Annotated in this window: 18 protein-coding genes; 9 read left to right on the top strand and 9 right to left on the bottom strand. The window is 47.5% G+C overall.

Annotated elements, in window-relative coordinates:
• Positions 1–66 precede the first annotated feature (66 nt).
• From EZE20_RS01035 to EZE20_RS01060, 6 genes are all read right to left on the bottom strand, one after another.
• Positions 67–1359, bottom strand: a complete 1293-nt coding sequence (locus tag EZE20_RS01035) for a T9SS type A sorting domain-containing protein (protein ID WP_132113566.1) — start codon at positions 1357–1359, stop codon at positions 67–69.
• 140 nt (positions 1360–1499) lie between these two features.
• Positions 1500–3089 carry an ArnT family glycosyltransferase gene (locus tag EZE20_RS01040; protein WP_132113568.1) on the bottom strand — a complete coding sequence of 530 codons (1590 nt, stop codon included), beginning with the start codon at positions 3087–3089 and terminating at the stop codon, positions 1500–1502.
• A 17-nt stretch (positions 3090–3106) separates the two neighbouring features.
• The gene (locus EZE20_RS01045) at positions 3107–3865 is read right to left on the bottom strand and encodes an SDR family NAD(P)-dependent oxidoreductase (RefSeq protein WP_132113570.1); all 759 of its coding nucleotides are present in this window, start codon (positions 3863–3865) and stop codon (positions 3107–3109) included.
• Between the two features lie 88 nt (positions 3866–3953).
• Positions 3954–4625, bottom strand: coding sequence for a phosphatase PAP2 family protein (locus EZE20_RS01050; protein ID WP_165933376.1), 672 nt, complete (start codon positions 4623–4625; stop codon positions 3954–3956).
• 13 nt (positions 4626–4638) lie between these two features.
• Complete coding sequence (locus tag EZE20_RS01055; RefSeq protein WP_132113574.1) at positions 4639–5430, bottom strand: cysteine hydrolase family protein; 792 nt, start codon at positions 5428–5430, stop codon at positions 4639–4641.
• Between the two features lie 51 nt (positions 5431–5481).
• Positions 5482–6030 (bottom strand): hypothetical protein, encoded by a 549-nt coding sequence (locus tag EZE20_RS01060; RefSeq protein WP_132113576.1) that lies wholly within the window; start codon positions 6028–6030, stop codon positions 5482–5484.
• A gap of 96 nt (positions 6031–6126) precedes the next feature.
• Between EZE20_RS01060 and EZE20_RS01065 the strand changes: the two genes are divergently transcribed.
• The 7 genes from EZE20_RS01065 (at position 6127) to plsY (ending at position 17327) form a co-directional block, all read left to right on the top strand.
• On the top strand, positions 6127–7440 hold the full coding sequence (locus EZE20_RS01065) for a hypothetical protein (RefSeq protein ID WP_132113578.1): 1314 nt from the start codon (positions 6127–6129) through the stop codon (positions 7438–7440).
• Between the two features lie 61 nt (positions 7441–7501).
• On the top strand, positions 7502–8479 hold the full coding sequence (locus EZE20_RS01070) for a glycosyltransferase family 2 protein (protein WP_132113580.1): 978 nt from the start codon (positions 7502–7504) through the stop codon (positions 8477–8479).
• Positions 8480–8698: 219 nt separating this feature from the next.
• Positions 8699–9454, top strand: coding sequence for a DUF5672 family protein (locus tag EZE20_RS01075; RefSeq protein WP_132113582.1), 756 nt, complete (start codon positions 8699–8701; stop codon positions 9452–9454).
• A gap of 93 nt (positions 9455–9547) precedes the next feature.
• Positions 9548–10771: an OmpA family protein gene (locus EZE20_RS01080; protein WP_165933377.1), complete on the top strand. Its 1224-nt coding sequence runs from the start codon at positions 9548–9550 to the stop codon at positions 10769–10771.
• A 156-nt stretch (positions 10772–10927) separates the two neighbouring features.
• Positions 10928–11761: a 50S ribosomal protein L11 methyltransferase gene (gene prmA, locus EZE20_RS01085; RefSeq protein WP_132113586.1), complete on the top strand. Its 834-nt coding sequence runs from the start codon at positions 10928–10930 to the stop codon at positions 11759–11761.
• Between the two features lie 23 nt (positions 11762–11784).
• The gene (locus EZE20_RS01090) at positions 11785–16527 is read left to right on the top strand and encodes a hypothetical protein (RefSeq protein WP_132113588.1); all 4743 of its coding nucleotides are present in this window, start codon (positions 11785–11787) and stop codon (positions 16525–16527) included.
• 149 nt (positions 16528–16676) lie between these two features.
• The gene (plsY, locus tag EZE20_RS01095; protein ID WP_132113591.1) at positions 16677–17327 is read left to right on the top strand and encodes a glycerol-3-phosphate 1-O-acyltransferase PlsY; all 651 of its coding nucleotides are present in this window, start codon (positions 16677–16679) and stop codon (positions 17325–17327) included.
• Between the two features lie 177 nt (positions 17328–17504).
• Here the strand turns inward: plsY and EZE20_RS01100 are convergent, their stop codons facing one another.
• Positions 17505–18017, bottom strand: coding sequence for a hypothetical protein (locus EZE20_RS01100; RefSeq protein WP_132113593.1), 513 nt, complete (start codon positions 18015–18017; stop codon positions 17505–17507).
• Between the two features lie 189 nt (positions 18018–18206).
• Here EZE20_RS01100 and EZE20_RS01105 point away from each other — a divergent pair, with 189 nt between their 5' ends.
• Together EZE20_RS01105 and EZE20_RS01110 are read left to right on the top strand one after the other, a co-directional pair.
• Positions 18207–19568 carry a dipeptidase gene (locus tag EZE20_RS01105; RefSeq protein ID WP_132113595.1) on the top strand — a complete coding sequence of 454 codons (1362 nt, stop codon included), beginning with the start codon at positions 18207–18209 and terminating at the stop codon, positions 19566–19568.
• A 252-nt stretch (positions 19569–19820) separates the two neighbouring features.
• Complete coding sequence (locus EZE20_RS01110; protein WP_132113598.1) at positions 19821–22835, top strand: M36 family metallopeptidase; 3015 nt, start codon at positions 19821–19823, stop codon at positions 22833–22835.
• A 17-nt stretch (positions 22836–22852) separates the two neighbouring features.
• Here EZE20_RS01110 and EZE20_RS01115 read toward each other — a convergent pair whose 3' ends face one another.
• Positions 22853–23473: a hypothetical protein gene (locus EZE20_RS01115; protein WP_132113600.1), complete on the bottom strand. Its 621-nt coding sequence runs from the start codon at positions 23471–23473 to the stop codon at positions 22853–22855.
• 112 nt (positions 23474–23585) lie between these two features.
• Positions 23586–26255 (bottom strand): PQQ-dependent sugar dehydrogenase, encoded by a 2670-nt coding sequence (locus EZE20_RS01120; protein ID WP_132113602.1) that lies wholly within the window; start codon positions 26253–26255, stop codon positions 23586–23588.
• Positions 26256–26321 lie beyond the last annotated feature (66 nt).

The raw sequence follows: 26321 nt of genomic DNA on the forward strand, positions 1-26321 counted from the left end.
AGCTCTGGCGAAAATTTACGCCAGAGCACTAATTAGAACTGTTTTTTTGCTAAAAATACTTTTAAATCAGTAAGGAACAACCAGTTGGGAGCTGTACCGGGTTCCATTTTTTATGGTAGAAATAATATATAACCCTGGTGACATAAATGAAAGTGGCCGAAGTTCCAGCGTATTGGGTTCAGTCTGTTTCATGTCAAACGGAATGGTCTGTCCGAGCAAGTTAACCAACTGCAAAGACGAATCGTCAAGTAAAAAAGTACGCAACCGAACCACCTGATTCCTGATTGGATTGGGACTAACCAACAGCTGCGGCGCATTAGGATTATTGACAACATCTACCACCTTTGAGTATTCATACGTATTGTCTTTATCGACCTGCCGCAGGCGATAGTAGTTCGTTCCCAAAGCGGGTGACGGATCGGTAAATGTGTACTGTGTTTTTCCTTCGGTTTCACCGGCGGCTGCAAGTTTGCCAATATCTCCAAACTCTTTGAGGTTCGTACTCCGTTGCACCACAAACTCCTTACTATTGCGCTCCCAGGCAGTTTCCCATTCCAGAGCAACTTCTTCGCCCAGTCGCTGAGCGCGGAAATACGTCAGGTTTACAGGTAAAATTCCTTCAATTTCACGAATTCGGAGAGGACCAAACTGAATAGAACCAACTCCCAGCCCGAACCGAAAGTCAAAGTCCGTAATGGGAAGATCATTATTAGACCGCACATTTTCTGAAATCAACTCTGTTCCTGCCCATAGGCTGTACGAATTGAGTGCCAACGTATCATACGTACCAAGTGGAGTCAGGTATGGAAAAGGCTCATCTCGTCCGTTTGTCACCAGCAGGATAGCGGTTGGACCGCTCAGATTAGCCGAAGTTGTGAAGTACCTAGGATCGTATATCCGGTAGGTATTGTCACCATTAAAGGCAATCGAAAAGCGCGCAAAAGAATTTCCGGGTGAGGTTGCTCCAACTGCGGTAGTTGAGTAATTTGTACCAAAAGAAAAAAGACCCGCATTATTGCTTGCACCTGAGTTATTAGGCACATTTACGGTAAACTCAATATACAAACTCCGCAGGTTAACGCCTATGTCTGTTGAGCGCACAATACGGGCTTCGCCGCTTGTTGATGGACGATTAAACTGCAAATAGCCATCGCCGGGGCCGCTCGTCAGCGTGAGTGGAGGCGCAATACGGATAGTATCAAACTGCTGAACGGTCGGTGTGGTAGATGCGTACTCAGCCTCATCCAGAAAATCCTGTTCAAAATATACACGTTGAGCATGAACACAAAAAGGCAATCCCAGAACTGCAAGTCCCAGAATGAGTGCTGATTTTCTTATTTTCTTATAAAGATTTTTCATTTTACATTAAATAATAACACGGGTATGTTGAAAACGTGTGGTCGCTTTTTACATTTTTACAAAGGTAAGGAAATGAGCTTCGTATCTCTAAAACTTGAATAGATAAACTTCTTCCTGGATTTTATCATTTTAGGTAAAAGCTATTCTCTGCCATCCAATGTTGATTTTTCCTCATGGTTTGTTTCTGATGAAACATTTTGCGGAATGCGTGCCAAAACCAGGCCATACTTTTCATACAGAACATCCATGGTTTGGAATGATTTCAGTCGGTGTTTTTTTGTAAAAACCAAATCTCCGGGTCGGCTTTCGCGCTCCTGTGCAAACCTGCCCGAATAAAAGTGAAAACTTGGTGTGTAGTGATCGTTGACTACGAGGAGCTCATTGGGCAATGTTTTGGCGATTAACGCCGCTTCTTTTACGGGTTCCTGAAGCAGGGCACCCAACCGCGGCATCCAGAGGATGTTTACGGTTACGAGCAATACGACACCCATCAGTCCCAACCGGAGCTGCGGGGGCCAGGAGGTTTTGAAGCCTGTCAATCCAAGAAGTAGCAATAAAAATACCATGGTAAGTACATACCACACATCAAATTGTTCAGCTGCTCCACGCATGACCTCCACGGCATACTCGTCGTTTACGTACGGAATACCTGCGGGCAGAATAAACGGAATGACTGTCAATACAATCAGTAAACTCATGAGCGGGCCGACGCCAACCGGCCGTCTGCTTTGCGAAGCATACCAACCGCCTAACACAAATAACGGACTGTATCCATAAATGATGTAATGATGCAGTTTGGTACCCGACAGCGAAAAGAAAACAAACACAAAAGCAAACCACAGCAACAGAAAGGAAAAGTAGCGGTCGTACCACAAAAATCTGGCTTTGCCGAGAGCCCGAAGCATGAGACCTGTAAACGGCAACAGCCCTACCAATAGAATAGGCACAAAGTAGAGAATGCCGCCATAATGCCCTTCAAAGGCTGTTTGGAAGCGGTTGAGGTTATGATTCATGAAAAACCCCTGCAAAAACTCGTCGCCATTTTTTTGGTATTGAAGCACATACCAGGGCGTTGCCACTAACAAAAACAACGCAATTCCGCCCGGATGCAGCAGTCGAAGCAACGGTTTCCAGGTGCGCCATCGCAACAGGTAGAGTATCGTGACGGCTCCCGGCACAAGCACCGCAATGGGACCTTTGGTCAAAAACCCAAGCCCGGTCAGGAAATAAAACAGCAGAATGTAGTTTAACTGCCGGTGAGGCGCAGCCAATAATTCAAACAGACAAAACATAGCTCCTGCCAGCGCGGCGTTGAGCAGGGCATCAGCCAGGGCTGCTTTGCCGATAATCGTAACTTGTAAGGCGCAGGTAGCAAAAAGCGCGGCATACCAGGCAGTCTGATGGTTTAGTTTTCTTTTGGTAAAAAAATAAATTGTCCACATCCAGGCAATAGCCGCCAAGGCAGAAGGCAGCCGCATCGCCGCTTCGGTCCAGCCGAGCAATTGTGTAGCGGCATATTGCAGCCAATTGGTAAGGGGCGGTTTGTCGTAGCGGGCTTCCTGATTAATATAGGTAGAGATAAAATCCTGCCGAAGGACCATTTCACGGGTTCCTTCGGCAAAGAACCCCTCGTCTTCATCGAATAGCGGCGCATTGGAAAGCCCCCATCCGAAGCCAAAAAGCATGAGAATCCAAAGAACAATCTGTTGGTTTTTGTCGGTCAAAAGCATTTGAATAACGTTGAAATTTAACTCGCCATCATTCCGCCATCAATTGGCAGCGCCAGGCCGGTTACGAAGGAGTTGCCGGGGTCGCACAGCCATAAAATAGCCTGTGCTATATCGGCAGGCTCGCCGTAGCGCCCAAGCGGAATATTTTTAACTAGTTTTTGTTCATAATCAGGTGCCAGAGCAAACATTTGGTCCACCATACCGGTGCGGGTAAAAACCGGGCAAATAGCGTTGATACGAATATTTTTGCGGGCATACTCCATAGCGGCGGCCTTGGTCAATCCTACGACGGCGTGTTTTGTAGCCGTGTACACCGAGCTGTTGGGCAATGCTTTCAGGCCAGCCACCGAGGCAACATTCACAATACAGCCACCTCCCTGCGGCTGCATGTGCCGAAGCTGATGCTGCATACCAAAAAATACGCCCCCCAAATTAATGTTTACCAGCTGATGAAACTCAGCCTGCGGTACATCGGCCACTTTGCCCAGATTACCCGCCACGCCCGCATTATTGATGGCAATATGCAATCCGCCAAAGTAAGCTACCGTTTGCGAAACCAGTGCAGCAATTTGCTCAGGATCAGCCACATCACAGTGAATAAAAATAGACTCTCCACCTATTTCCTGCACCATAGCGACTGTTTGGGCACCGCTGTCATCGTTGATGTCCGAAACGGCGATTTTCCCGCCTTCACGCGCAAAAGCGAGCGCTGCCTCCCGGCCAATGCCCGAGCCTGCTCCGGTAATGAGTACTACTTGTTCTGCAAATCTTTTCATGTGCTTGGGGGGAGTGAGTGAAGGAAAAAGTATGCAGGCATACGTTTAAACACAAACCTATAAAAAACTCAACGGTTGAAAGCAGAAGTCAGGATTCTTTTTTAGAAAGCAACTCTCGCAAACCCCGATTTTCCCATGTATCCAAACGCGGCAGCACCTTTTTTTCTGACAGATAGTACAGCAATGCGGCGGTGCCGGTACCCAGAAATGCCCCCATGTGTACATCCAGAAGGTAATGCTGCAGCAGGTACATGCGTGAGTAGGCTACAAGCAAAGCCAATAGCAGAAAAAACAATTTGTATGGCATGGAGGAATTAAAAAAAGCCAGCATAGCAAATAATGCAAAGGCCGAAGTGGTATGCCCTGAAGGAAAGCTGCCATTCTGATACATTGCAACACCGCTCACGGTGTGTAGCCACGGGAGAATGTTTTCCATGACGCGGGCCGGTCGGTGTGCATCAGGAAAAACAAAATGCTTGCTGAGCTGCACAATGATTCCTGAAAATACATATCCTGCCAGAATCAGAGTACCTTTTTTTATGGAAAACCAGGCAAACAACAGCACCATACCGATCACAAAAATACCATCTCCCAAAAACGTCATGAAACTGAAAATCCAGTCCTGAGCCGGTGTCCACAAACGATTGATACTAACGATGATGTAATTTTGGGAATAAAAAAACTGTATATAACCTACGCCCAGCCAAAGCAGGCCAAAAGGCAAAAAAAAGGCGCGATGCCGATAGAAAAAGGAAATCATGCTATACCAGAAATTAAAGGTCTGTGGACGCCAGGAACCGGACTCCCTGCTGCCGGGCAGTCTCATAAATCGGATCAGCCAAATGTCCCAGGCCCGGCACGTCGGATGTGCAGTCGGTTAACAGGGTAATTTTTGGTGCCAGCGCCGGAGCGTGCCGAAGGATTTGTTTCAGGCTTGTGGCTACGCAATGCGAGCGGGCTTCTCCTCCAATCCAGATTTCTTCATAGTGGGTCAGGTCGTTGAGCAGCGCCAGATTTAGTTCCGTTTCGGGTGCATTTTCTACGGGGATTTGGGCTTGAAAAACCCCAAAATGCTCCGACAACGGGTTCTCGCCTTTTGCCAGGGTTCGGTAATTTTTCTGCGTCTGATGCGTCCATTGTACAAGTGCGGTTGCAATTGGCTCGGCCAATGCAGCTCCCCTGCTGCCGGCAAGACAATGCTCGGGCCAAATAAAATGGGTAAACTCTCCCTGTTCTTCCAGCTTCCGAACGTACGTTTTGCAGTACTCAGTCTCAAATCGAGGGAGCCACTTTCCTGTGCAAATATCGTCATAAGAAATCGGCGTAAAGGCCGCAGGTGGCTGACCATCAGCATTTTCCCAAAAACCCGGATGGGCTATATCCAGTACCTGATGCGTATCAAGAGTAGCAATTATTTGCCCGATTTGATCAGCGTGAGTGCTAATCAGCCTGGCAAGTCGTTGAATGTCCTGCTCGGCACCGGGCACAAAAAGTGCACCCTCCGGCGAACAAAAATCAACCTGAGCATCAATAATCAATAAAGTACAGCGAGCGGTGTTTTCCATGTACACAAAAGTAGGCGTTTGGGGCTGATCCGACAATTTTTTCTATCGTTCTCAGGGCCACTGCCGGGGCAAAGCAAGCTGTGCTGCGTACATTCGGGTACAGTGGCTATGTATATACTGCAAGAGTACATTGACCTCATTTTCAAAATCGACGTAATATTCTTCATCCAGTTTAGCGAGTCGAGCCAGTACAAGTTTTACCTTCTTTGCCATGTACAGCGCACATTTGTCCGTCCGTGAATTGTAGTTGCTCAGCTGCTCGCTATGTGTGGCAAAAGCCGTGGTGAGCATCCGGAGTAACAGCTCTATTTCTCCGTATTTATCTTTGGTTATTTTCACATGATAGGTTATCTCTCCGCTAAGTGTGCGAAGATCCATCATTAGCCATCCGGCCGAGGAATGATTCGTTTTGCCCAGGAGGGCTATATGCTCAAAAATCACGCTTTTCCGCTCTTCGACCGTTGCAGAGCCTTCTATTAGCTCAAAATGAAGTTTATCGGCAAGCACCCGGTCTTTTGTAATCAGACGCAGCAGCAGTTTGTCTTTCTCCCGCGTCGGCAGGTTCAAAATCGCCTTTTTAAGCGGATCATTTAATGCCATTTTATCTCTCCGTTTACTAACTTTTGGTTTACTATTTACTAAAAAATCCCTTATTTTATTCCTGTAAGTCCTACTATAAAATCATACCTTAAAAGCATGAATCGAACAATATCCCTAGTGATTATTACCACTGTCTTGTGCGTTTTTGCAGGCACTCTCAGCTATTTTATCTGCAATATCCCCTCGTATGATGACTACGCAGCCACCCTGATTTTCATCAAAAACCATTACTACCAAAACCCTGATACTGCGGAGAAAATACGGGCCTTGCTCATTCCTCATGGTGAGCATTACATTTTACTCTCCCGTGGCTCAGCAGCGCTTTTTTACACTATTTTTGGCACAATCAATTTTTCAGCGCTGGTTTGGTACCAAAATATTTACCTGCTCGCTATATTCGTTCTGATTCTTTTTATTATCAAAAATCAGAGAATTTCCTACTTCCCCGTTCTCGTTCCTATAACCCTGTTTTTGTTTAACCTTTCGCATTGGCAGGTTGCGCTTTACTACTGGGGCGGAATCCAATATTATGCCGTATTTTTCTTTTCTTTTTTAAGTTTGTTTCTGTTACATATTTCGGTTACTAAACCGTCTCATTTCTATTTTTTCGGGGCACTATTTTTTGCCGCAATCGCCCTGGTCTCCTTCGGCAATGGTATACTGGTTTTACCGTTGGGGTTTTTCTTTCTGGCCGTAAAAAACAAACGAAGTTACCTGACCGTCTGGACACTTTTCAGCCTCTTGGGAGTAATTTTCTTTCTTTCGGGTTTTCATGGGTCATTCAGCAACAAGCCACCTTTTAATCCTTTTTGGATGGCAAAATTACTCTTCACTTTTCTGGGAAGTTTTCTTTATGTGAATCCTGCTGCTCAGTTTTGGTCGCACGCCAATATCGTGCTTTGCTTTGTTGCTGGATTGGGGGTCTTTGGGTTTTGGCTTATGCTTTTATTTAAAGGATATGCCTTTAAAAATCCATTTTTGTACTGTCTGCTCTCGTTACCAATCCTCACCGGAATCCTGATTGCGATGGCTCGCTACGACTCCAAAGCAGCGGGTGGCATTGCGCCGAGGTACATGTTTTTTTCGGCTTGCCTGCCTATTTTCCTACTTTTAATTTTTCAGGATATTAAAAAAACCAAATTCCCCGTAATTTTACCGACCCTAAGTCTGATTATGCTCCTTTGGATGCTAAGCTTTGTGAACAATTGGCGGGATATTCAACGGAATAATAGAGAAATTTCCCAAACCCTGGAACAATGGCTTGAAAACCCTGCGACCCCTTTGGTGTATTACAACCCCGACCCACGATACGCAGAAGCTCTTCAATGGGCACTTGAACATGGTGTATATAGCTATTCACCTGCTGGTCAACCGTCAGGCACAATACGACTTTCCCAATCCCCACCATAAAGTTCTATTTTGAAAATAGTATTAACACAAAGGATATTTGTTTTACAAATCACATACACACATGATTTCAGTGGCCCTCTGTACGTACAACGGGGAAAACTATTTGCCCGAACAGTTAGAGAGCATTTTACAACAATCGCTACCAATAGACGAAATTGTTGTATGTGACGATGGCTCCACGGATGGCACCCTTGTATTGCTTCAAAAATTCGCAAGTCAGGTCAACTTTCCTATTCGCATCGTTCAAAACGAAACAAACCTGGGCTCAACCCGGAATTTTGAAAAATGCCTTTCGCTGTGTTCGGGAGAAATTATTTTCTTGTGCGATCAGGACGATGTATGGCGGGTAGATAAAGTAGAAAAGCAAGTAGATTATCTGCAAACTCACCCAGAAATCGACGCCGTTTTTTCAAACGCACAAGTTATTAACGACGACTCACAGCCGACCGGATCTACGATTTGGCAAGAGGTTGAGTTTACAGAAAGCTCGCAGCGCCGCTGGAAAGCCGGAAAAGCGCACGAAATTTTGTTTGGTGGTTTTGTCGTTACGGGTGCTACGCTGGCCTTACGTCGCTCATGCCTGGCTCGACTTACGCCCTTTCCGTTACATATCCCGACGCTTATTCATGATGCCTGGATTGCCCTGGCGCTGAGCCTGGAAAAGAAGATTGATTTCATTGCCGAACCGCTCATTTCTTACCGCATGCACGCAAGTCAGCAGGTTGGGTTTGGTGCAAAAACCGACCCCGTTCGGTTTTCGGATCGCTTTCGCCGCGATCGGGCCGAGAAACTTACGCCAATTCTGGAAAAAGCTGATCATGCCCAGAATATGTACGCTCTGCTCCGCGAACTGCCGTTTGTTCCGCACGAAAAACTCGTGAAACTTTACCTCCGGCAAAGGCATTTTCGCCGCCGGGCAACCCTGCCCGATAACCGTTTGCAACGACTGCCGGGCGTCATGAAGGAGGTCGTTTCGGGGCGCTATTTGTTTAGTAGTAAAGATTGGTGGCTACCGGCTTTGGGTGATATTTTTGAGTAAGAAGTAGCTGTTAGCGATTAGGTTTTTAGCCATTAGAGCGATTCAATTATACGTGCATTTAGCATTCATAGAGTATATTTCAAAGTGAAAAATTATTCTAAAATCTGAAAGTCAATTAGATAAAAAAGCTAACAGTTGGGCGACATTCCGATAAATGTTCATTACTACTTATCATCTACTTTTGTATCTTTTTTAGAGAAATCGTATTCGTCTAAACTCATGAGTTCGCTACCTGTTCCCTCCGTTGCCGTCCTGATTCCGATTTACCAAAACCATTTTTCGGAAGTAGAAAAAGCTGCATTAAAGCAGTGTTTTCGCACCCTTGACACTTATCCGATTTACTTCGTAAAACCCCAAAGTCTGGATATAAAAATACTCCTGAGCGAGTTTCCGATGGCCCGTACTCAGGCTTTTGCAGACGACTATTTTACGGGCACCGACAGTTATAACAAGCTGATGATTTCGCCCGGTTTTTACCAGCAGTTCGACGCATTCGATTACCTGCTTATCTGTCAGCCTGATGCCTACGTTTTTCGGGACGAGCTGCCCTATTGGTGCGCTCAGGGGTACGATTATTTGGGAGCGCCTACGCTGCATCAGGAAGAATTTGACGCGCTGCCTGCGCATCAGCATCAGGACTTTGCCCGGGCGCTCGCTACGCATCGTTTGGTGTTTAATGGCGGACTATCGCTACGCAGGGTAAAAGGGATTTTACGCTATCTGCGCATCTACAACACACTTTTTCCGGCCTGGATAGGCAACGAAGACATGCTTTTTTCACGCGAAGCAACCCGGCTTCGTTTGCTGAAGCCTTTCATCAAGCTTCCTTCCTGGGAAGTAGCCCTGCGTTTTTCTTTTGAGAAAAGTCCGGCTGCAAGCTTTGAACTTACGCAACATTCGTTGCCCTTTGGGTGTCATGCCTACGAGCGTTACGCACCTGATTTTTGGCATCCGTTTATCCCATCGCTCTCCTGACAGCCTGCCGTTTAACAAATTTTAACATACTAAACCGCACCAGAATGCGTTGTGGCGATGTTACAGAAAAAGTACCAAACTACTCCGACACCTATGCGTTTCGTATCGTTTATTGTTTTGTTGGCCACCTTTTGCCTGCAAATCGAACCTGTGAGCGGGCAAGTGACCCGGCAGCCTTACGTAGAAGAGCGCTACTCCCGCTCTGTGCGTATTCTTCAGGTAGAACTCACCGACCGCTACACCATCATCGACATGCAGTATGGCGAACCTGCCACGCAGCAGATGTTTAGAATGCAGCCCTTTTCTACGGGTGGATCCATTGGTTTTGATCCCCAAAGTCGTCTGTATAAACCCGGTGATACCAGGCATCGGTTTAATTTCATAAAAGCAGAGGGCATACCGGAGTCGCCTGCATCCCTGAAAGTAAGACCCGGCGAAGTGGTGCGTTTTAAGGTGTATTTTGAGCGCCTTGATCCGGGCATTGAGGTGTTTGATTTGTACGAAGGCCGTAATCCTGACCAAACTGAATACTGGAATTTTTACGGCGTTCATATTACCAATCCGGCCCGAAAAAAACCAGTGGCCAAAGCACCCGCACCCACCAAAACCCCGCCACCTGCCAAAGTACAGGAACCAGAACCCACACCAACTCCTGCTGAACCGCCTCTGCTCGACAAGGTTCCTGACGAGCTCCCCGTTCAGGAGCCGGAGTTTATCACCTTGGCCGGAACTGTTTTTGACGCCAAAACCAATAAACCCCTGTCTGCCCGCTTGTACTACCGGGAGGAAACTGACACACTGAGTCTGAATACGTCTTCGGGTAAATATCGGCTGGGACTCAATAAAACCCAACGCTACACGGTTGGAGTTCAGGCCAAAGGATACCTCAACGGCAGCTTGCTGGTAAGTCCGGCAGACTCTGCTGCCAATCCATCGCTTCGGCATGACTTCTACCTGACGCCGTTGGCCGAAGGAACGAGCGTCACGCTGAACAAAATTTATTTTGCAACTTCTCAATACCAGCTTTTATCCGAATCTTTTGACGAATTGAACGGATTGGTGGAATTGCTAAAAGAAAACCCTGGCCTGAAAATCCGGATTGAAGGACATACCGATAGCGTGGGCGATTTTGAAAAAAATGTGGAGCTCTCGCGCAACCGGGCCGATGCTGTACGTACGTATCTGATCGAAAAAGGAATTGACACCTCGCGCCTGGAAGCCAAAGGTTACGGCCCTACGCGTCCGGTTTCGAAGGGCAACAGCGAAGAAGAACGTCAGAAAAATCGCCGGGTCGAGTTCGTGATTTTGGGAACCTGATTTTTTATAGAAAGATAGTTTAGTTAGAAAAAAAACCTAAAAAAGCGGAGTCCGGCACCGAGGGACCTCCGCTTTTTTGGTGCTTTGCCTACCTTTGCCCTGCTGCCTGTCCATTTGCCTGCATCCTGGCTTTTCAAAAAACGGCACTCCTGCACAATGAATCACGTAGAACTACAACTTACTCTTTCGCCAGACTATACCGACATCCTGATGGCCGAGCTGGCCGAACTTGGCTATGAATCCTTTGTTGAAACCGACGAAGGGCTGCATGCGTATATCCTGGAAGAAGATTTTGATGAAACCCAACTCATAAGCCTGCTGGCCAAATATCAGGCTTTCAGCGCAATAGGCCATTCGTGGAAAACGTTAGAAAGAGTGAACTGGAACGAAGAGTGGGAACGCAGCTACGAACCCATTGAGGTGGGCGAAGCCGTACGGGTGAGAGCTTTGTTTCATGCGCCCGACGAGCGTTTTAAGTACGAACTGCTCATCACTCCAAAAATGTCGTTTGGCACCGGACACCACGAAACTACCTGGCTGGTCATGAACGAACAACTCAGCCTGCCGCATCAGAATCTGGACGTACTTGATGTTGGTTGCGGAACGGGGATTCTGGCGATTCTGGCCAGAAAACTAGGCGCCAAACGCCTACTTGCCTTTGATATTGACGAGTGGGCCGTAGAAAATACCCGTGAAAATTTTTCGTTAAATTCCATCACCGATTCATTGGCAGAAGTCTTTCAGGGAACCATCACGGACGTTCAACCTGAGCTGCGCTTTGGCGGTATTCTGGCGAACATCAATCGCAATATTTTATTGAATGAAATCAAAACCTACGTTCAACATTTGCTGCCCGGTGGCTGGCTTGTGGTGAGTGGGTTTTATGAAACCGATGCTCCCGACATCATTCAGTGCACTGAAAAAGAAGGACTTATCTTTGAACGGATGAACACCCGCAATCAGTGGGCAACGGTGGTTTTTAAGAGTTAAACCAAGGAATTTTTACCTGCCTTATGCATAGCAGCTATATTCAATCCGGTAGAAAAATCGGAAAACGTCCGGGCGCTCTTTGCGGCCTCTGGCTTATTTTGTGGGCATTTTTGGCGCTGCCTGCGCTTCATGCGCAATCGGTTTCTTTTTCGGAAGATCCCGGTACGTTTATCGTAGAAGTAAAAAAAATAATGGAAGCCAATGCTGTTCCTGCCTACGGACAAGCTGCTCGCGACCTGGAAACCGTCTGGATGAGCTCTGCTTCCTCAGCCCAACAAACGCAGTTTGTGACGCTCATGCGCCGCCTTGCCGGCAAAGGCCAAAAAGCAGGTCCGGTGTTTTATTTGCTGCTGCGCAATTTTCATACGGCCCTCACGCAGGAAGGCGCTGACGTAAACGGCTTGCTGACCATGCTTTCCAAAGCAAGTGAACGTTATGATGCAAAAACGTACCTGAAATTGCTGGAATCGGTTCAACTGGTTTTAGAAAAAAAACAACTCTACGCTTCTAACTATTATAAACTTTATCTAACCGAAGGAAATATTTCTTTTCGGTTTGATGAGGCCGCTGCCCCAACCCCAACAGCCAATAGCGCCGTCGCACCCACTACGAATGACGGCTGGGACGATGTACCTGCCGATACGGCGGCGGTTCTTATTCCCACTTCTCAGGCACTTCCTGTGCTGACGGGTGCTCTTCTGACCTTATCGAAAGGCCAATTTGCTATGGTAACGGCTTCCGACTCCGTAACCTTCGGGCCAAGTGAAGGAAGCGTTGCGCTGCGCGAAGGGCTTTTTGCAGGAAAAGGCGGGAAATTTTCCTGGGCTTCGGCAGGTGACTCCACTATGTATGTCGACTTTGCTGACTATTCTTTTGGAATTTCAAATCCCAAACTTAGCATCGAAAACGTAACCCTGCACGCAACCAATCGGCTTTCCAAACCTATTGCCGGTGCTTTTGAATTTAGAAGCGTTAAGCGGCAGGCAGGTAAACCTGCTACCTATCCGCGATTTGTATCAAAAAAAGACGATGCCGAGCTACGCAATACCCGCCAAAGCATGACCTACCGCGGCGGGCTGAGCCTTGTGGGCACCACGATGTACAGCACATCCCTAACCAATGAGCCTGCGCACGTATGGGTAACTTACCAGAAAAAACCCGCTTTCAGGCTTTCGAGCAAACGTTTCGTCCTGACAGATTCAGTAATCACCGCTGCTTTGGCTTCTTTTTCTCTGCCCCTGGGACAAGACTCCATCTATCATCCCGGCGTGCATTTTTATTACAGTGATGATGCCGGATATTTACGTCTCGAACGCGCCGACGGTACTTCATTTGCAGATCTTCCGTACGCAGACAGCTACCACAAAATGAATATTTGGGCCGAAGCCATGCGCTGGAATCTTGCTCAGGAAAAAGTAGAGTTCTACATGATTGTGGGTAAAAAGGAGGTTCCGGTACGGCTCGAATCATACGATTATTTCCGGAAACAGCGCTTTCAGGGCATGGCCGAAGAGTTTGGTTTTCAACCGCTGATTATGGCGGCCAATTATATTCAAACCAAAAAAGTCCAGGCATTTTCGCCCTACGACCTGGCCAATCAGTACCGGCAGGATGCTGCCATTATGCGTAGCGCTCTCGAGCGCCTTAGCTTGCAGGGCTATTTTGAAGCCAACGAAAAAGCAGATTTATATCGCCTCACCCGCAAAGGCGTTATGTATATTCTGGCTAATACGGACAAAAGCGACTACGATAATTTCCAGATAATTTCTCAGTTTGAAGCCAACAGTGAACTAGCCAACGCCACTATTTCGATGAAAGATACCCTCCTGACAATTCGGGGCGTGGAGCGGTTTGTGGTGAGTGATTCGTTGAAAATAATGGCCGTGCCATCTGATAAGCAACTCGTAATGGGCCGCGGGAGGGATTTTGTCTTAAATGGCCAACTCAAATCAGCTAATTTCAGGTTTACTGGTGCAGATATTAAGTTTAATTACGACAAATTTTTCGTCAATCTCAATCAGGTAGATTCCATCACCTATGTACCGCAGGAGCAATACGCCAAAGGTAAAGGCAGCGAAGTGGGCGGGCACGTGAAGTACGAAAAAGGCGGGACGTTTTATCTGAGTGATCCTAAAAATAAATCGGGCCGGCAAAAAGGCGGCAAATCTCCCCGATTGGTCATTCCCGAAGGGATGACTGTGTTTTTTGATCAGCCCGAACGAGGAAAATTAAAGTATCAGCGCGAAGTTTTTTTCAAAATACCCAAACTCGATTACGACAGCCTCGACCAACGGGACGTTGTTTTTACGGGCACGTTTAACTCCGGTGGCATTGTGCCCGCTTTTCAAACTACGCTGAAAAGCATGGATGATAATTCCCTCGGATTTGAGTACAAAGTCCCCGCTGAAATGAAATTATATGGCGGAAAATCATCCGCTAAGTTTGACAGTCCGCTCGTGATGGACAACAGCGGACTTCGATCTACGGGTACGCTTAGTCATTTGTCGGCTGCTATTGCAGCAGAAGAAATGCTGCTCACAACCGATTCCCTGCTTGCTTCGGGAACGGAGGCCTCCATTAAAGAAGCAACAATCGGCAAGGGTTATTTCCCAAAAGTTGAGTTGAAAAATTACTCCCTGCGCTGGTTTCCCAAAGCGGATAGTATGTTTATCGTGACCAAGGGAAATTCATTTAATTTTTATGCCGGAACCACGCAGCTCGAAGGCGGGCTGATGCTACGGTCGGTGGGACTTTTTGGCTATGGAAAACTAAAACGTGCGGATTCTGAACTTGCTTCGCGCGAAATAAAATTTAACAAAGAAGGTTTTGTAGCCAATCAATCGCAGTTTAGCGTAACCTCCGGGCAGCAGCAGTCGTTCAGGCCGATTCTTCTGGGCAAAAATGTCAATGTTGATTTCAATATTGCCAAAAACATGGTGGACCTGGCTACGGCTGCAAGCGGCTTTGGCACCGACTCCTCCACGCTCGAATTCCCGTATGCCGCCTACCGCACCTCTATAAGCAAAGCCCGATGGAATATTGCGAAAAAAACCATCGCCATGCAGGGCGACGTCAATAACTCGACCTTTACCTCAACTGCGGAAGAACAGGAAGGGCTGGCTTTCAATGGCTCGGCAGCTTTGTATGAGATTGAGAAAATGATGCTCAATATCAGCGGTGTACCCTTTATTCGCACTGCGGATGTAAAAATCATACCGGATAAAGGCCTTGTGAGTGTTCGGCGCAATGGAGAAATGAATCCTTTCAAAAACGCCCGCATCGAAATTGATACCCTCAACAGCAGCCACCGTCTGCGCGATGCATCCATTCAGATTGTGTCCCGAAATCGTTTTGAAGGTTCAGCGACCTATGAGTACATTACGGCACGCAAGGATACTTTTGATATAAAAATGGAAAACTTTGAGCTTCGCGAAACCGGTGGAGCTGTTGCTTCCTCGCGCCGAAACAAAAACGCTCCGACCCCGCCTGCCGGCACGCACTACTACACCACGGCCCGCGCCGAAGTAAGCGAAAACGACCGCCTGTTGCTCTCGCCCCGCATGCAGTACAAAGGCAAAGTGCACCTGATCGCTTACGAGCCCAAGCTGCAACTCGACGGTTTCATCCGCCCACAGCTCCGGCCCCGGCCTGAGCTGTCGAGCTCCTGGATTACCTTCAAAGAAAACGGTACGGATTCTACCTCCGACGGAACAATCAGCATTCCGATAAATAAAGATCTGAAAAATGAAGTAGAACAGCCGCTCTTTGCCGGGCTGCACTACCGCTCGGGCGGAGGCATGTACCTGTCCTTTCTATCCCCAAAAGATACGGAGCGCGACCGCGATATTTTTGTGGCACAGGGCAGTTTGCGCTATGAAGAAGACAGCAAGCTTTTCCGCATTTTGCCGCCTGCCGGAGCCGACGGCCTGATCAACGAAGCAAACGCGTTTATCTTTGACGATCAGAAAGGAGTCGCTTCCTTTGCGGGCCCGCTCAAACTGACCGACAGCGAGCTCGTGCGGGCAGCGGGGCTGGTGGATGTGCAGGTTGACAGCGCCCGGTTTGAATTCAACACACTACTGCTGTTAGATCTACCTGCGCTCGTGCCGGTAACGCCCGAAATGGCCACCAAGATTGTTCAAACAAATCTTGACGAACAAAACAGCGAAGCCGCCGAAGACGACGCCTCCCGCCTAACGCTGAAACTTGCAGCGCTGATCGGTCAGAAAGCAGCGGACGAGTACCTGACCAAAACGGCCGGAGAATACAAACCGCTGTACGAAGCCTCTAATCTGCTGGATGTTCCGCTCGTGATTTCCAATCTGGCGCTGCGGTGGTCTGACGTACACAGTTCCTACTTTTCGATGGGTAAAATCGGCGTTTCAAATATGGGCCGAAGCGACATCAATGCGCAGATGGACGGCATGTTTGAGCTACGAAAAACAGACCGGGGCGACGAGTTCAGCATGTACCTCGAAGTGTCACCGGATGTGTGGTACTATCTGGATTATTCTCAGAAACAGCTCGGCCTGGTTTCTTCCGAAATGGACTTCAATGATCAGATTCTGGCCAAATCCAAGAACGTCAAAACCAAGGATATGGAGCTGATTCAACTGGGGTTTGAGGAGAAAGCAATGTTCATGGATCGCTTCTACGATTTTTATCAGCCCGCCCTCAAAAAAGCCCGTCTTGTGAAGGCCGCCGAAAAGAAAGAAACCAAAAAGAAACCGGAGAAGAAGAAAGTCGAAGCAACCGAAGGTTTCTAACTAAAAGGCACGGAATCCGTGCCTTTTAGCGTTAATTACTAAACTATTAAATTATCTAGTTCGGGATCATTTGGTAAATCCGAATAGAATCGTATTTTTGTTCTGTTAAGTGTCTAATTACTCATTTATTTCTTGAAATAATCCTAAAAATGACAATCACCTTGTTTCTTATTTCAGTTATCGGTGCCTATCTATTGGGCTCAATTCCAACATCAGTCTGGTACGGAATTGGCTATTTTGGGGTAGATGTGCGGCAATACGGCAGCGGAAACGCAGGAGCAACCAACACTTTTCGGGTACTTGGCAAGCGTGCCGGGACAATCGTGATGCTGATTGATGTACTGAAAGGCTGGACAGCGACCTGTCTGGCGCTACTTTTGTACTATTTTAATACAATAGATGCCGGTGAACTACTTACTTATAAAATTATCTTTGGAATAATTGCCATCGCCGGGCATATTTTCCCGGTGTTTGTCGGCTTCAAAGGCGGCAAAGGTGTAGCCACACTGCTGGGCATGGTGCTTGCGGTGCACCCCGAGCTTGCCCTGCTCTGCATTACCATTTTTATCCTGACACTCCTGACGTCTCAGTACGTTTCGCTTAGTTCTATTTTGGCGACTCTCGCCTTTCCGGTGCTCTCGCTGTTGCGGGTGTTTGGGCAGCCCGATACGCTGTTGGTTGTTTTTGGATTTGTCATGTTTTTATTGGTGGTCATTACACATCAGAAAAACATCGTCCGGCTCTTTAAAGGCAGCGAAAGTCGCGTGAAACTTTTTGGAAATTCCCGCTCCGGCAACTGATTCATCCGCCTGTAAATAGCATGTGTTTTTTCATACCAAAAGCCCGGAAGCAGTAGATCGCTTCCGGGCTTTTGGCTAAGGAGCGTTTTAGCGCTCCTTCTATTTTTCATGGCTCTATGTAAAACAACTCAGGTAAGGGGACGGCGATTATGTTTGTGTGTATACTATGTGTTCATTTTACTTTACCGTCAGGCTCCGGGCGTGCTGAACCGAGCTGAGGCTGTCGAAAGCCCGGCTACGCCCAAAACAAAACAAGGCGTGGCTGATGCGGTTGCCTTCCAGGCGGGCAATGAGCTCAAAAGGCGTGGATTTGAGTAGACGATTGTTGCTTTTCAGTCGGAGGCAATCGGCCTGTACGTACACATATTTGTCGCGATCTATATCGCCAAAAACGCTGAAAACTGCCGAATGCCGTACGTCGAAGCGTTGATGCACGTACTGCGAACGAGTACGCTCCCAGTCAAAAAGCAGTTCATCGGCAGTACTGATTTTGTTTTCGGCGGGTTCGTGCGCTCTGAATTCCGGGCTGAGCAGCGCCTTGACCGCCTCACTCTGCCCTTCTGACAAAATCCGTAAAAAATCAAGCACGAGTCGCTCGCCCTGCTCAGGTGCGGGCTTGGCCGGAATTCGTTGTGCCACAGGAGACGAAATCAATCCCCAAAGATTCAAAGGAAAGCTAAAATTTTTCATAACGTTGAGTAAATTAAACAGCACCTTGTTTGATTGTCTGACGTGATGATACAAAGGTCATCCAAAACATCGCCGCTGACTTCCTGTATTTGGCCAATTTCTATCGGATTTGGGACACAGGCGTCGATTGGCTAAATTCGTGAGCCCAATCAACCGGGTTCAATTCATATTTTAAAGCATTTCATTGCTATGCAAACTTATCTGGAAAATCATAAAGAGCGTTTTTTAGGCGAACTCCTTGACCTCCTGCGCATTCCGTCGGTAAGTGCCGACTCCAAGTTTAAAGAAGATACCCGCCGGGCCGCTGAATTTGTGCGCCAAAGCATTGAAGATGCCGGGGCCGATTGGGTAAAAATTTTTGAAACACCGGGACATCCGATTGTCTATGGCGAAAAAATCATCAATCCCGCCGCGCCAACCGTCCTGATTTATGGCCACTACGATGTACAACCCGCTGATCCCTACGAACTTTGGGACTCGCCGCCGTTTGAGCCCGTCATTCGTAATGAGCGCATTTATGCCCGGGGCGCCTGCGACGACAAAGGACAGTTTTATATGCACATCAAGGCGCTCGAACTGATGCTTGCCACCAACACGCTGACCTGCAACGTAAAAATCATGATTGAAGGTGAAGAGGAAGTGGGCTCAGACCACCTCGGCGAATTTGTGAAACAGCATCGCGACATGCTCGCCTGCGACACAATCCTGATCTCAGATACGAGCATCATTGCCAACGACGTACCGTCTATTGAAGTTGGCCTGCGCGGACTCACTTACCTCGAAGTAGAAGTAACGGGCGCCAACCGTGACCTGCACTCGGGTGTGTACGGCGGGGCGGTGGCCAATCCGATCAATGTGTTGTGTGAAATGATTGCTTCTTTGAAAGACGAAAACGGGCATATTACCATTCCGGGTTTTTACGATCAGGTAGAGGAACTTTCGGCAGCAGAGCGCAAGGCCATGAACGAAGCGCCGTTTAGCCTTGAAGAATACAAAAAAGATCTTCATATCGAAGACGTAGCCGGTGAAGCCGGTTACACCACAGTTGAACGAACCTCAATTCGGCCAACGCTCGACGTAAACGGGATTTGGGGCGGCTATACCGGCGAAGGTGCCAAAACCGTTTTGCCGTCCAAAGCCTACGCCAAAATTTCAATGCGCCTTGTACCCCACCAAACGGATAAGGAAATTGAAGAGAAATTTACCAGGCATTTTTTGTCCATTGCGCCTCCTTCGGTTTCGGTACGCGTGAAGCCGCATCACGGCGGGTTGCCGTATGTAAACCCTACGGATTCTATTGAGTATGAAGCAGCGTCCATGGCAATGGAAGAATCGTTTGGTAAAAAACCTATTCCGACGCGGGGCGGTGGCAGCATCCCGATTGTTGCACTTTTTGAACAGGAACTAGGTGTTAAAAGCATCCTGATGGGCTTTGGGCTCGACATCGACGCATTACACTCACCCAACGAAAGCTACGGGTTATTCAATTATTACAAAGGCATCGAAACCATTCCGCTGTTTTTTAAACACTATGCGGCTTTGAAAAAGTAACCTATTTCGGTTTTAGGCTTATCCACCCGAAGAGTAGCACCTGTTTTGATACAGCCACTCTTCGGGTTTTTGTTGTTTTGAGTAATCACTCTTTAAGTAAAACTTACTTGTATCTTTGGGTTAATAATTGATTATAATAAATAGTTATCCAAAAATTAAATATCTGACTAATAGATTAGTGTAAATTGTTGAGAAAATCCATTACTTTTTCATGACATTAAAGTCAACCTCCCTATATACTCTGTTTTATTCATGATAAAGACGCTTGTACTCATCCTTTCTTTGAGTATCATTTTCATTGCCGGTCAGGCTCAGGATTATAAAAAAGAAGCGCTTGCGCTTTTACGTAAAAATCAGGCGGATACTCAACTACGCTCATTAAAGAATATTCAGATTACGGATGCATTTCCCAATCAAACTTCGGGTACATTTATTGTGTATGTACAGCAGGTAAAGGAAGACATTCCGGTAGCGAATGCCATTCGTACGCTGGTTTTTAAGGATCAAAAACTTATTTCCCAATCCGGAGATTTTGTACAGCGTTTTGCTTCAAAAGGCGTAAAGAAAGCACACCAAATACCAGCAGAGTCGGCAGTTAATCAGGCAATTAAACACCTTGGCCTATCCAAAGCCCTGAGAGCAAGTCCCGTTGGTTCAGATACTTTGGCGAATGGTCAGCAAATAACCTTTGCCGCAAATGCTATCTCGCAAAAACCCATTCCTGCTCAGCTTCTTTGGGTCAAAGACTCTTCGGGCGTGGCGGTGCTATCCTGGGAAGTAGGAATAAGCCCGCTGTCGAGCGACGATCATTGGCTCGTTCGGGTGGAGGTAAGCTCGGGAAGGATTGTCAACAAAGTAAACCTGACGGTTTACTGTCAGTGGGTCACGCCGCATAGTCACCTACCGGATGTTGGGCATCAGGCCGATGGCAGTCACTCGTTTCATTCACCCAACCCTGTCGTTTTACAGCCGTCAGCAGCTGTTGATTCAGTAATTTACCGTGTAATCCCTTTTCCAAATGAAAGCCCTTCGCATCTAAACGGTGCTTTTGCAGAGGTTGTAAATCCCTGGCAATTGGCTGGCGCAGGCCACCCGGCGGTAACGCTAAACTGGCACAATGACGGCACCACCGAATATTCCTATACCCGTGGAAATAACGTATATGCCTATGAAGACCGCGATGCGAACAATTTGCCCGGCCTCGCTGCCACTTCGAGTACTTCGTTACCAAACCTTACGTTCACGAGTGTATTTGACGAAAACACTGCCCCTACTGCTGCAACTAATCAGCAGGCCGCTATAACCAATCTTTTTTATTGGAACAACATCATTCACGATGTCATGTATCGCTATGGATTTGATGAACTGCGGGGGAATTTTCAGAACAATAACCTGGGGCGAGGCGGAGCTGGCGGAGACTACGTATTGGCCGATGCACAGGACGGAAGCGGAGCCAACAACGCCAATTTTTCGACTCCACCCGATGGCAGCCGCCCCCGCATGCAAATGTATCTTTTTGATCCACCTTCCGGCTCTTCAATCCAACGTGACGGCGATTTTGATAATGGCATCATTGTTCATGAATACGGACATGGCATTTCTACCCGCCTGACGGGCGGTCCCTCGCAGGTTACGTGCCTGAGCAACGCTGAGCAAATGGGCGAAGGATGGAGCGACTACTACGCGCTGATGTTTACGACCAATTGGGCCAATGCGCTCCTAAGTCAGGGCGCCGACCTGCGTCCTATCGGAACCTACGCCCTGGCACAACCTGCCACCGGAAGCGGCATCCGAACGTATCCCTACACAACCAACATGAACGTAAACCCAATGACCTATGCCTATGTAGCCAATTCGAGCAGTGTTCATTACATTGGATCTGTTTGGTGTACTATGATTTGGGATATGACCTGGGAAATCATTCAGCAAACCGGACAAATCAGTCCTAACCTCTATGAAGCAGAGTCGCCGGGCGGAAATACGATTGCGATGCGGCTCGTAACCGAGGCACTTAAAATTCAGCCCTGCTCACCCGGATTCGTAGATGCGCGCAATGCAATTTTACTGGCCGATACACTTCTTTTCAACGGTGCGTATAGTTGTGCCATTTGGCGGGCTTTTGCCCGGCGCGGACTGGGCGCAGGGGCATCACAGGGAAATAGTGATAGTTATACCGATCAGGTTGCCGCTTTCGATACGCCTTTTGCTCAAATCACTAAAACGGCAAACGTAAGCTCCGCACGGGAAAATGGAGAATTTTCATACACATTAACAGTTACATGTAGCTGCGAAGCTTTTTCAAACTATGTCATACGCGATACGATTCCATCGACGCTTACGTACCTCAGCGGTGGAGTGTATGACTCTCTCACGCGGGAAGTTACCTTTGGTCCTGTCAGTCTAAATCCCGGGCAACAGGCATTTTATTTTCTGGAAGTGAAGAACAATATGCCTTATGATAAAGTCATTCATTTGACTTCTGATGGCAGCACGTTGGCTCCTTTTACTACTTCTACCCTTTCTGGCATCAATGCGTGGGGCGTTTCAACCAATCGTTTCAGAAGTACCGGCAGCAGTTTGCGCGTTCTCAATACAGGTTTGGTGTCTACCGTTGCCCTGACATCACCCGCCTACACGCTCGGCACCGGTATTTCGATGCTTTCCTTTTGGCATTTCATTGACCTGGAAGACGGATATGATGGTGGCGTCGTGGAGATTTCTACGGATAACGGTAACAACTGGATGGATCTGCAACCATACATCATTCAAAATGGCTATAACTACATGCTCAGTTCTGACTATGCGAATTATCTGGGCGGAAGGCCGGCGTTTTCGGGTTACGTGCCTTTTTTTGTAAATACTCTGATTGACCTAAGTTCATTTATCAATCAAACCATTCGCATTCGATTTCTCTTTGGGGAAGATGAATCCTTTGGCTATGAAGGCTGGTATCTGGATGACATTGAGTTAAAATCAGAAACTTCCCTAATCAATAATGCTTACCTGATGAATGGGGCAGCGGTGGCCGGAATTGGGCGAAATATTTTACCGATTCTTCCCCCGCAGAACATCCTGAGCGTCTCGTCCGGCACCTGGACTGACCCCACAATCTGGTCGTGCGGGTGTGTCCCTCAATTCACGGATAGCGTTACTATCAATCCGGGACATACAATTCAGATTAATCGAATCAACGCCCGGGTAAAAGAAATTATGTACAATGAAGGAACAGTTGAGATGATAAATAGTGGCAGCCTTCAACTGAACTAAGACGTGCAAATGCGGTCCTAAAAATACTTTCGCCGCCCCATCGGAATGGTATTACTCAGGGTTATGGATGTAATATCAGGATTGAACGGAGTAGTTACGATGTGTTCAACCTGAATTTTCAAATCACCAATTACAACCCCGGCTCTTGGGACTATTGTTAAAAAAATATCCTGATCTTTTCGACGTAAAAAGTACGCTTCGTCAGTTTGCAGATGCCGTGCTTCAAGTTTCCCGATATAAGTACCTCCGCCACCAAGTCCTATAAAAAATCGGGTATTTCGTTTGCCGGGTGCACCAAAATAATAATCACCGAAAAGCAGTCCATAGGGTGTAAATTTCCCTTGTAACTCGCTATTGGATTCCAGATCTGTAAATTTAGGTCTAAAAACCCCGCCAAGCCGCAGGCCGAGGTTGATTCGGGGCGATACGATTACTTGTGGAGCGAGAAAAACCTGCCAACCTAATCGTGTATTTTCAAGAAATAATGGTTTAACGGTGTAGGCGGCACCCGCTTTGGAAGCTCCTGCACCAACGCCAATTTCCATGTAAGCCCGGCGTTCGTCCTGATAGGGCCGCTCAAACGACTGAGCCGTGGCCGTTTCGGCAATGAAAAAAATAAGCAAGAGGTACCATTTCATGAGTTTCATAATCCTGAGCGAGTAAATTTGTGTTTTCAATAGCCAAACCTTTTGCGCAGGAACACTTCTTCTCTCTCGCTCAAAAATTACCGCACACCACTCAGAAATCTTCCTACTGTTCAAACGTTATCCAATCCAGCGTTACTACCGGATCGGCTGCATCTTCTTCTTTCCTGACACCCACAAAATACAGCTTTTTCAGCCCGGGTGTTGCCTGAATAGGTGAAGATATTTCGGCAAATGTTTCCTTACTTCCAGTTGCTGCCAGCTCCACAGAACCTATCACCGTACCCTGAGCCGATCCTTCTCTGACTTCCATCGTCAGATTTTTTCCAGGCAACGCATAGCGGTAGGTTAGATTTTTAATGTTTTTCAAATCAATAGACTGAAAAACAATAATCGAGCCATTTTTAAGACCTGTGAGTCCATTGCGTTGTTTGGTTGCTTCAATTACCTGATCGGCCTGCTCCGCTTCTACTTTGGCCGAACGCAGCCACAGGGAAGTTTTGCCCGTCAAAGGACGAATCGCGCCCCCCGCATCGGTGTAGGAAGCCGTCAGCTGATAGACGCCTGCCTTTTTTTCTTCCAAATGCTCTTTCAGGATTTTTGTGCCTTGCGCCGGTAGCGAATTTTGGGTTTCGCCCAGGGCCAGCACGTACTTTACAATTTGCGTAGCTTCTTCTTTGGAAAGCTGCGGGTGGGCGTTCATTGCTATTTCGCCCCACACACCACCACCACCCGTAATGACCTTGTTGGCCAGGCGCGCCAAAGCTCCTTTGTCGGCCCGGTATTTTGTAGAAACATCGGCAAAAGCCGGGCCAACCGAAGGTTTATTTAATTGATGGCAAGCTTTACAATCGCTTTTTTCCAGCAGACTTTTACCCAAATCTACATTTTCGTCAGTATCCTGATGCCCAATAAGAGCGGCCTGATTGGCAAGCTGCGGAATGAAGTTAAACTGTACCTTAATACGCTTTGGGTCAATGACTTTATCTTCCTTATCTTTTACTTTGACTGCATAGTTAAACGCTTGATTATCGAAATAGAATGTTCGATTACCAGCCGTTTCAATACTAACCTGCGGGAGGGTGTTTCCGACGCCAATCATCAGCGTATCGTTGTGGCTCAGGCCTACCCGATCTGTTACCGTGAGCACCACCGGAAAAATGCCGTTTTTCTTAAAGGTAAAAGCTGTTTTGGAATCAGTAGATGAAACCGTTTTTCCATCAAATTTCCAGGCATACGTCAGTTCATCCTGATCCAGATCATAGCTTTTGGCTCCTTCAAACCGAACCGTCAGCGGCGCAGTTCCCAGCGTATCACTTGCCGAAATAACGGCCACCGGTGCGCGGTTTCCGGCATTGTAGTCAATCCTGACCAGCCGGGCATCATCGTTATCAATGCCATAGACCGAGCCATATTCGAGGGCATACAGCGAGCCATCAGGCCCAAAGGTCATGTCGATAGGCCGACGAAAGTCTCCCGTTTGCGGCATAAATTGATCCATACCCTGATAATCGTGGTTTTTGTCCAGCCGTACGGCAAATACCCAATTGCGCATCCACTCGGTAATGAATAGCGCTTTGTCGAAATAGGCAGGAAATTTTGTAGCCGATTTCAGCGCCGGATCAAAGTGATACACCGGGCCAATGATGGCACTGCGCCCGCCTTTGCCCAGTTCAGGAAACTCCGGCGATTCGTCGTAGGGATACCAGATCAGTGCTTTTTGAGCCGGGGGTAAGTTCTTGATTCCGGTATTATTTGGCGAATCGTTTACGGGATTTTCAGGGTCAAACGCAGGACCGATTTTTTCGGTTGCAAAATCAAAATCGCGGTAGGCTATGTTGTTTCCAATGAAGTAGGGCCAGCCAAAATTTCCCGCTTTTTTTGCCTGATTAAACTCATCGTACCCGCGGGGACCACGATCGCCGTCTTTGCCGCCATCCGGCCCGATTTCACCCCAATACAAAAACGATGTCAAAGGATCGACCGTAATTCGGTACGGATTGCGGCAACCCATAATATAGATTTCGGGACGCGTACCGGGCGTATTTTTCGGAAAAAGATTGCCGTCCGGAATCGTGATGCTCCCGTCCGGTTCGGGATGAATCCGCAGGATTTTCCCCCGCAAATCATTTGGATTAGCGGCTGAGCGCTGATCGTCAAAAAGCGTTCGGTCGGGGCGCTCGTCTATGGGTGTGAAGCCATTGGAAGCGAACGGGCTCGTATTATCTCCCGTAGAAATGTACAAATTTCCGTCGGGACCAAATGCCAGCGAGCCGCCCGTATGTCGGCTTATTTCGTAGTCAATCGGTATTTCAATCAGGATTTTTTCAGACTCAACATCCAGCGTATAATCGTCCCGCATAGTAAAGCGCGACACGTGCTGTTTGGGTGTTTCGGAAATAGGTGTGTTATAAAAATAGACGAAATGATTTTTCTCAAAATCAGGATCAAGCGCCAGGCCAATAAGTCCATTGCCGTATTTGGTTTCCCAAAAAACCGGAAACTCACGAATCAACCGCGTCTTTTTTTCGGCGGGGTCATACATATAGAAATTCCCTTTTCGCTCCGTAAAAAACACCTTGCCATCCGGTGCGATAGCCAGCTCCATCGGCTCGTTGAGATCGTTGGAAAGGACGGTTTTGGTAAAACGGTTTTCTTCGGGAATCGAATCTGCCGGGACTTGCACAGCCTGCACAGGCCGGGAAATCACTAAACCAAAACATAAAAATAATCCTACAAGAAGGCGGGTACGCAAGATGGTATTCTGACTACACATGAACGGAACAGACAGGTTAGGAACGGATGGATCTGATAAAACGAAACGCTCTTTTTAAACGAAAAA

The sequence above is a fragment of the Arundinibacter roseus genome (assembly GCF_004348825.1).
In the GTDB taxonomy this organism is placed as follows: domain Bacteria; phylum Bacteroidota; class Bacteroidia; order Cytophagales; family Spirosomataceae; genus Arundinibacter; species Arundinibacter roseus.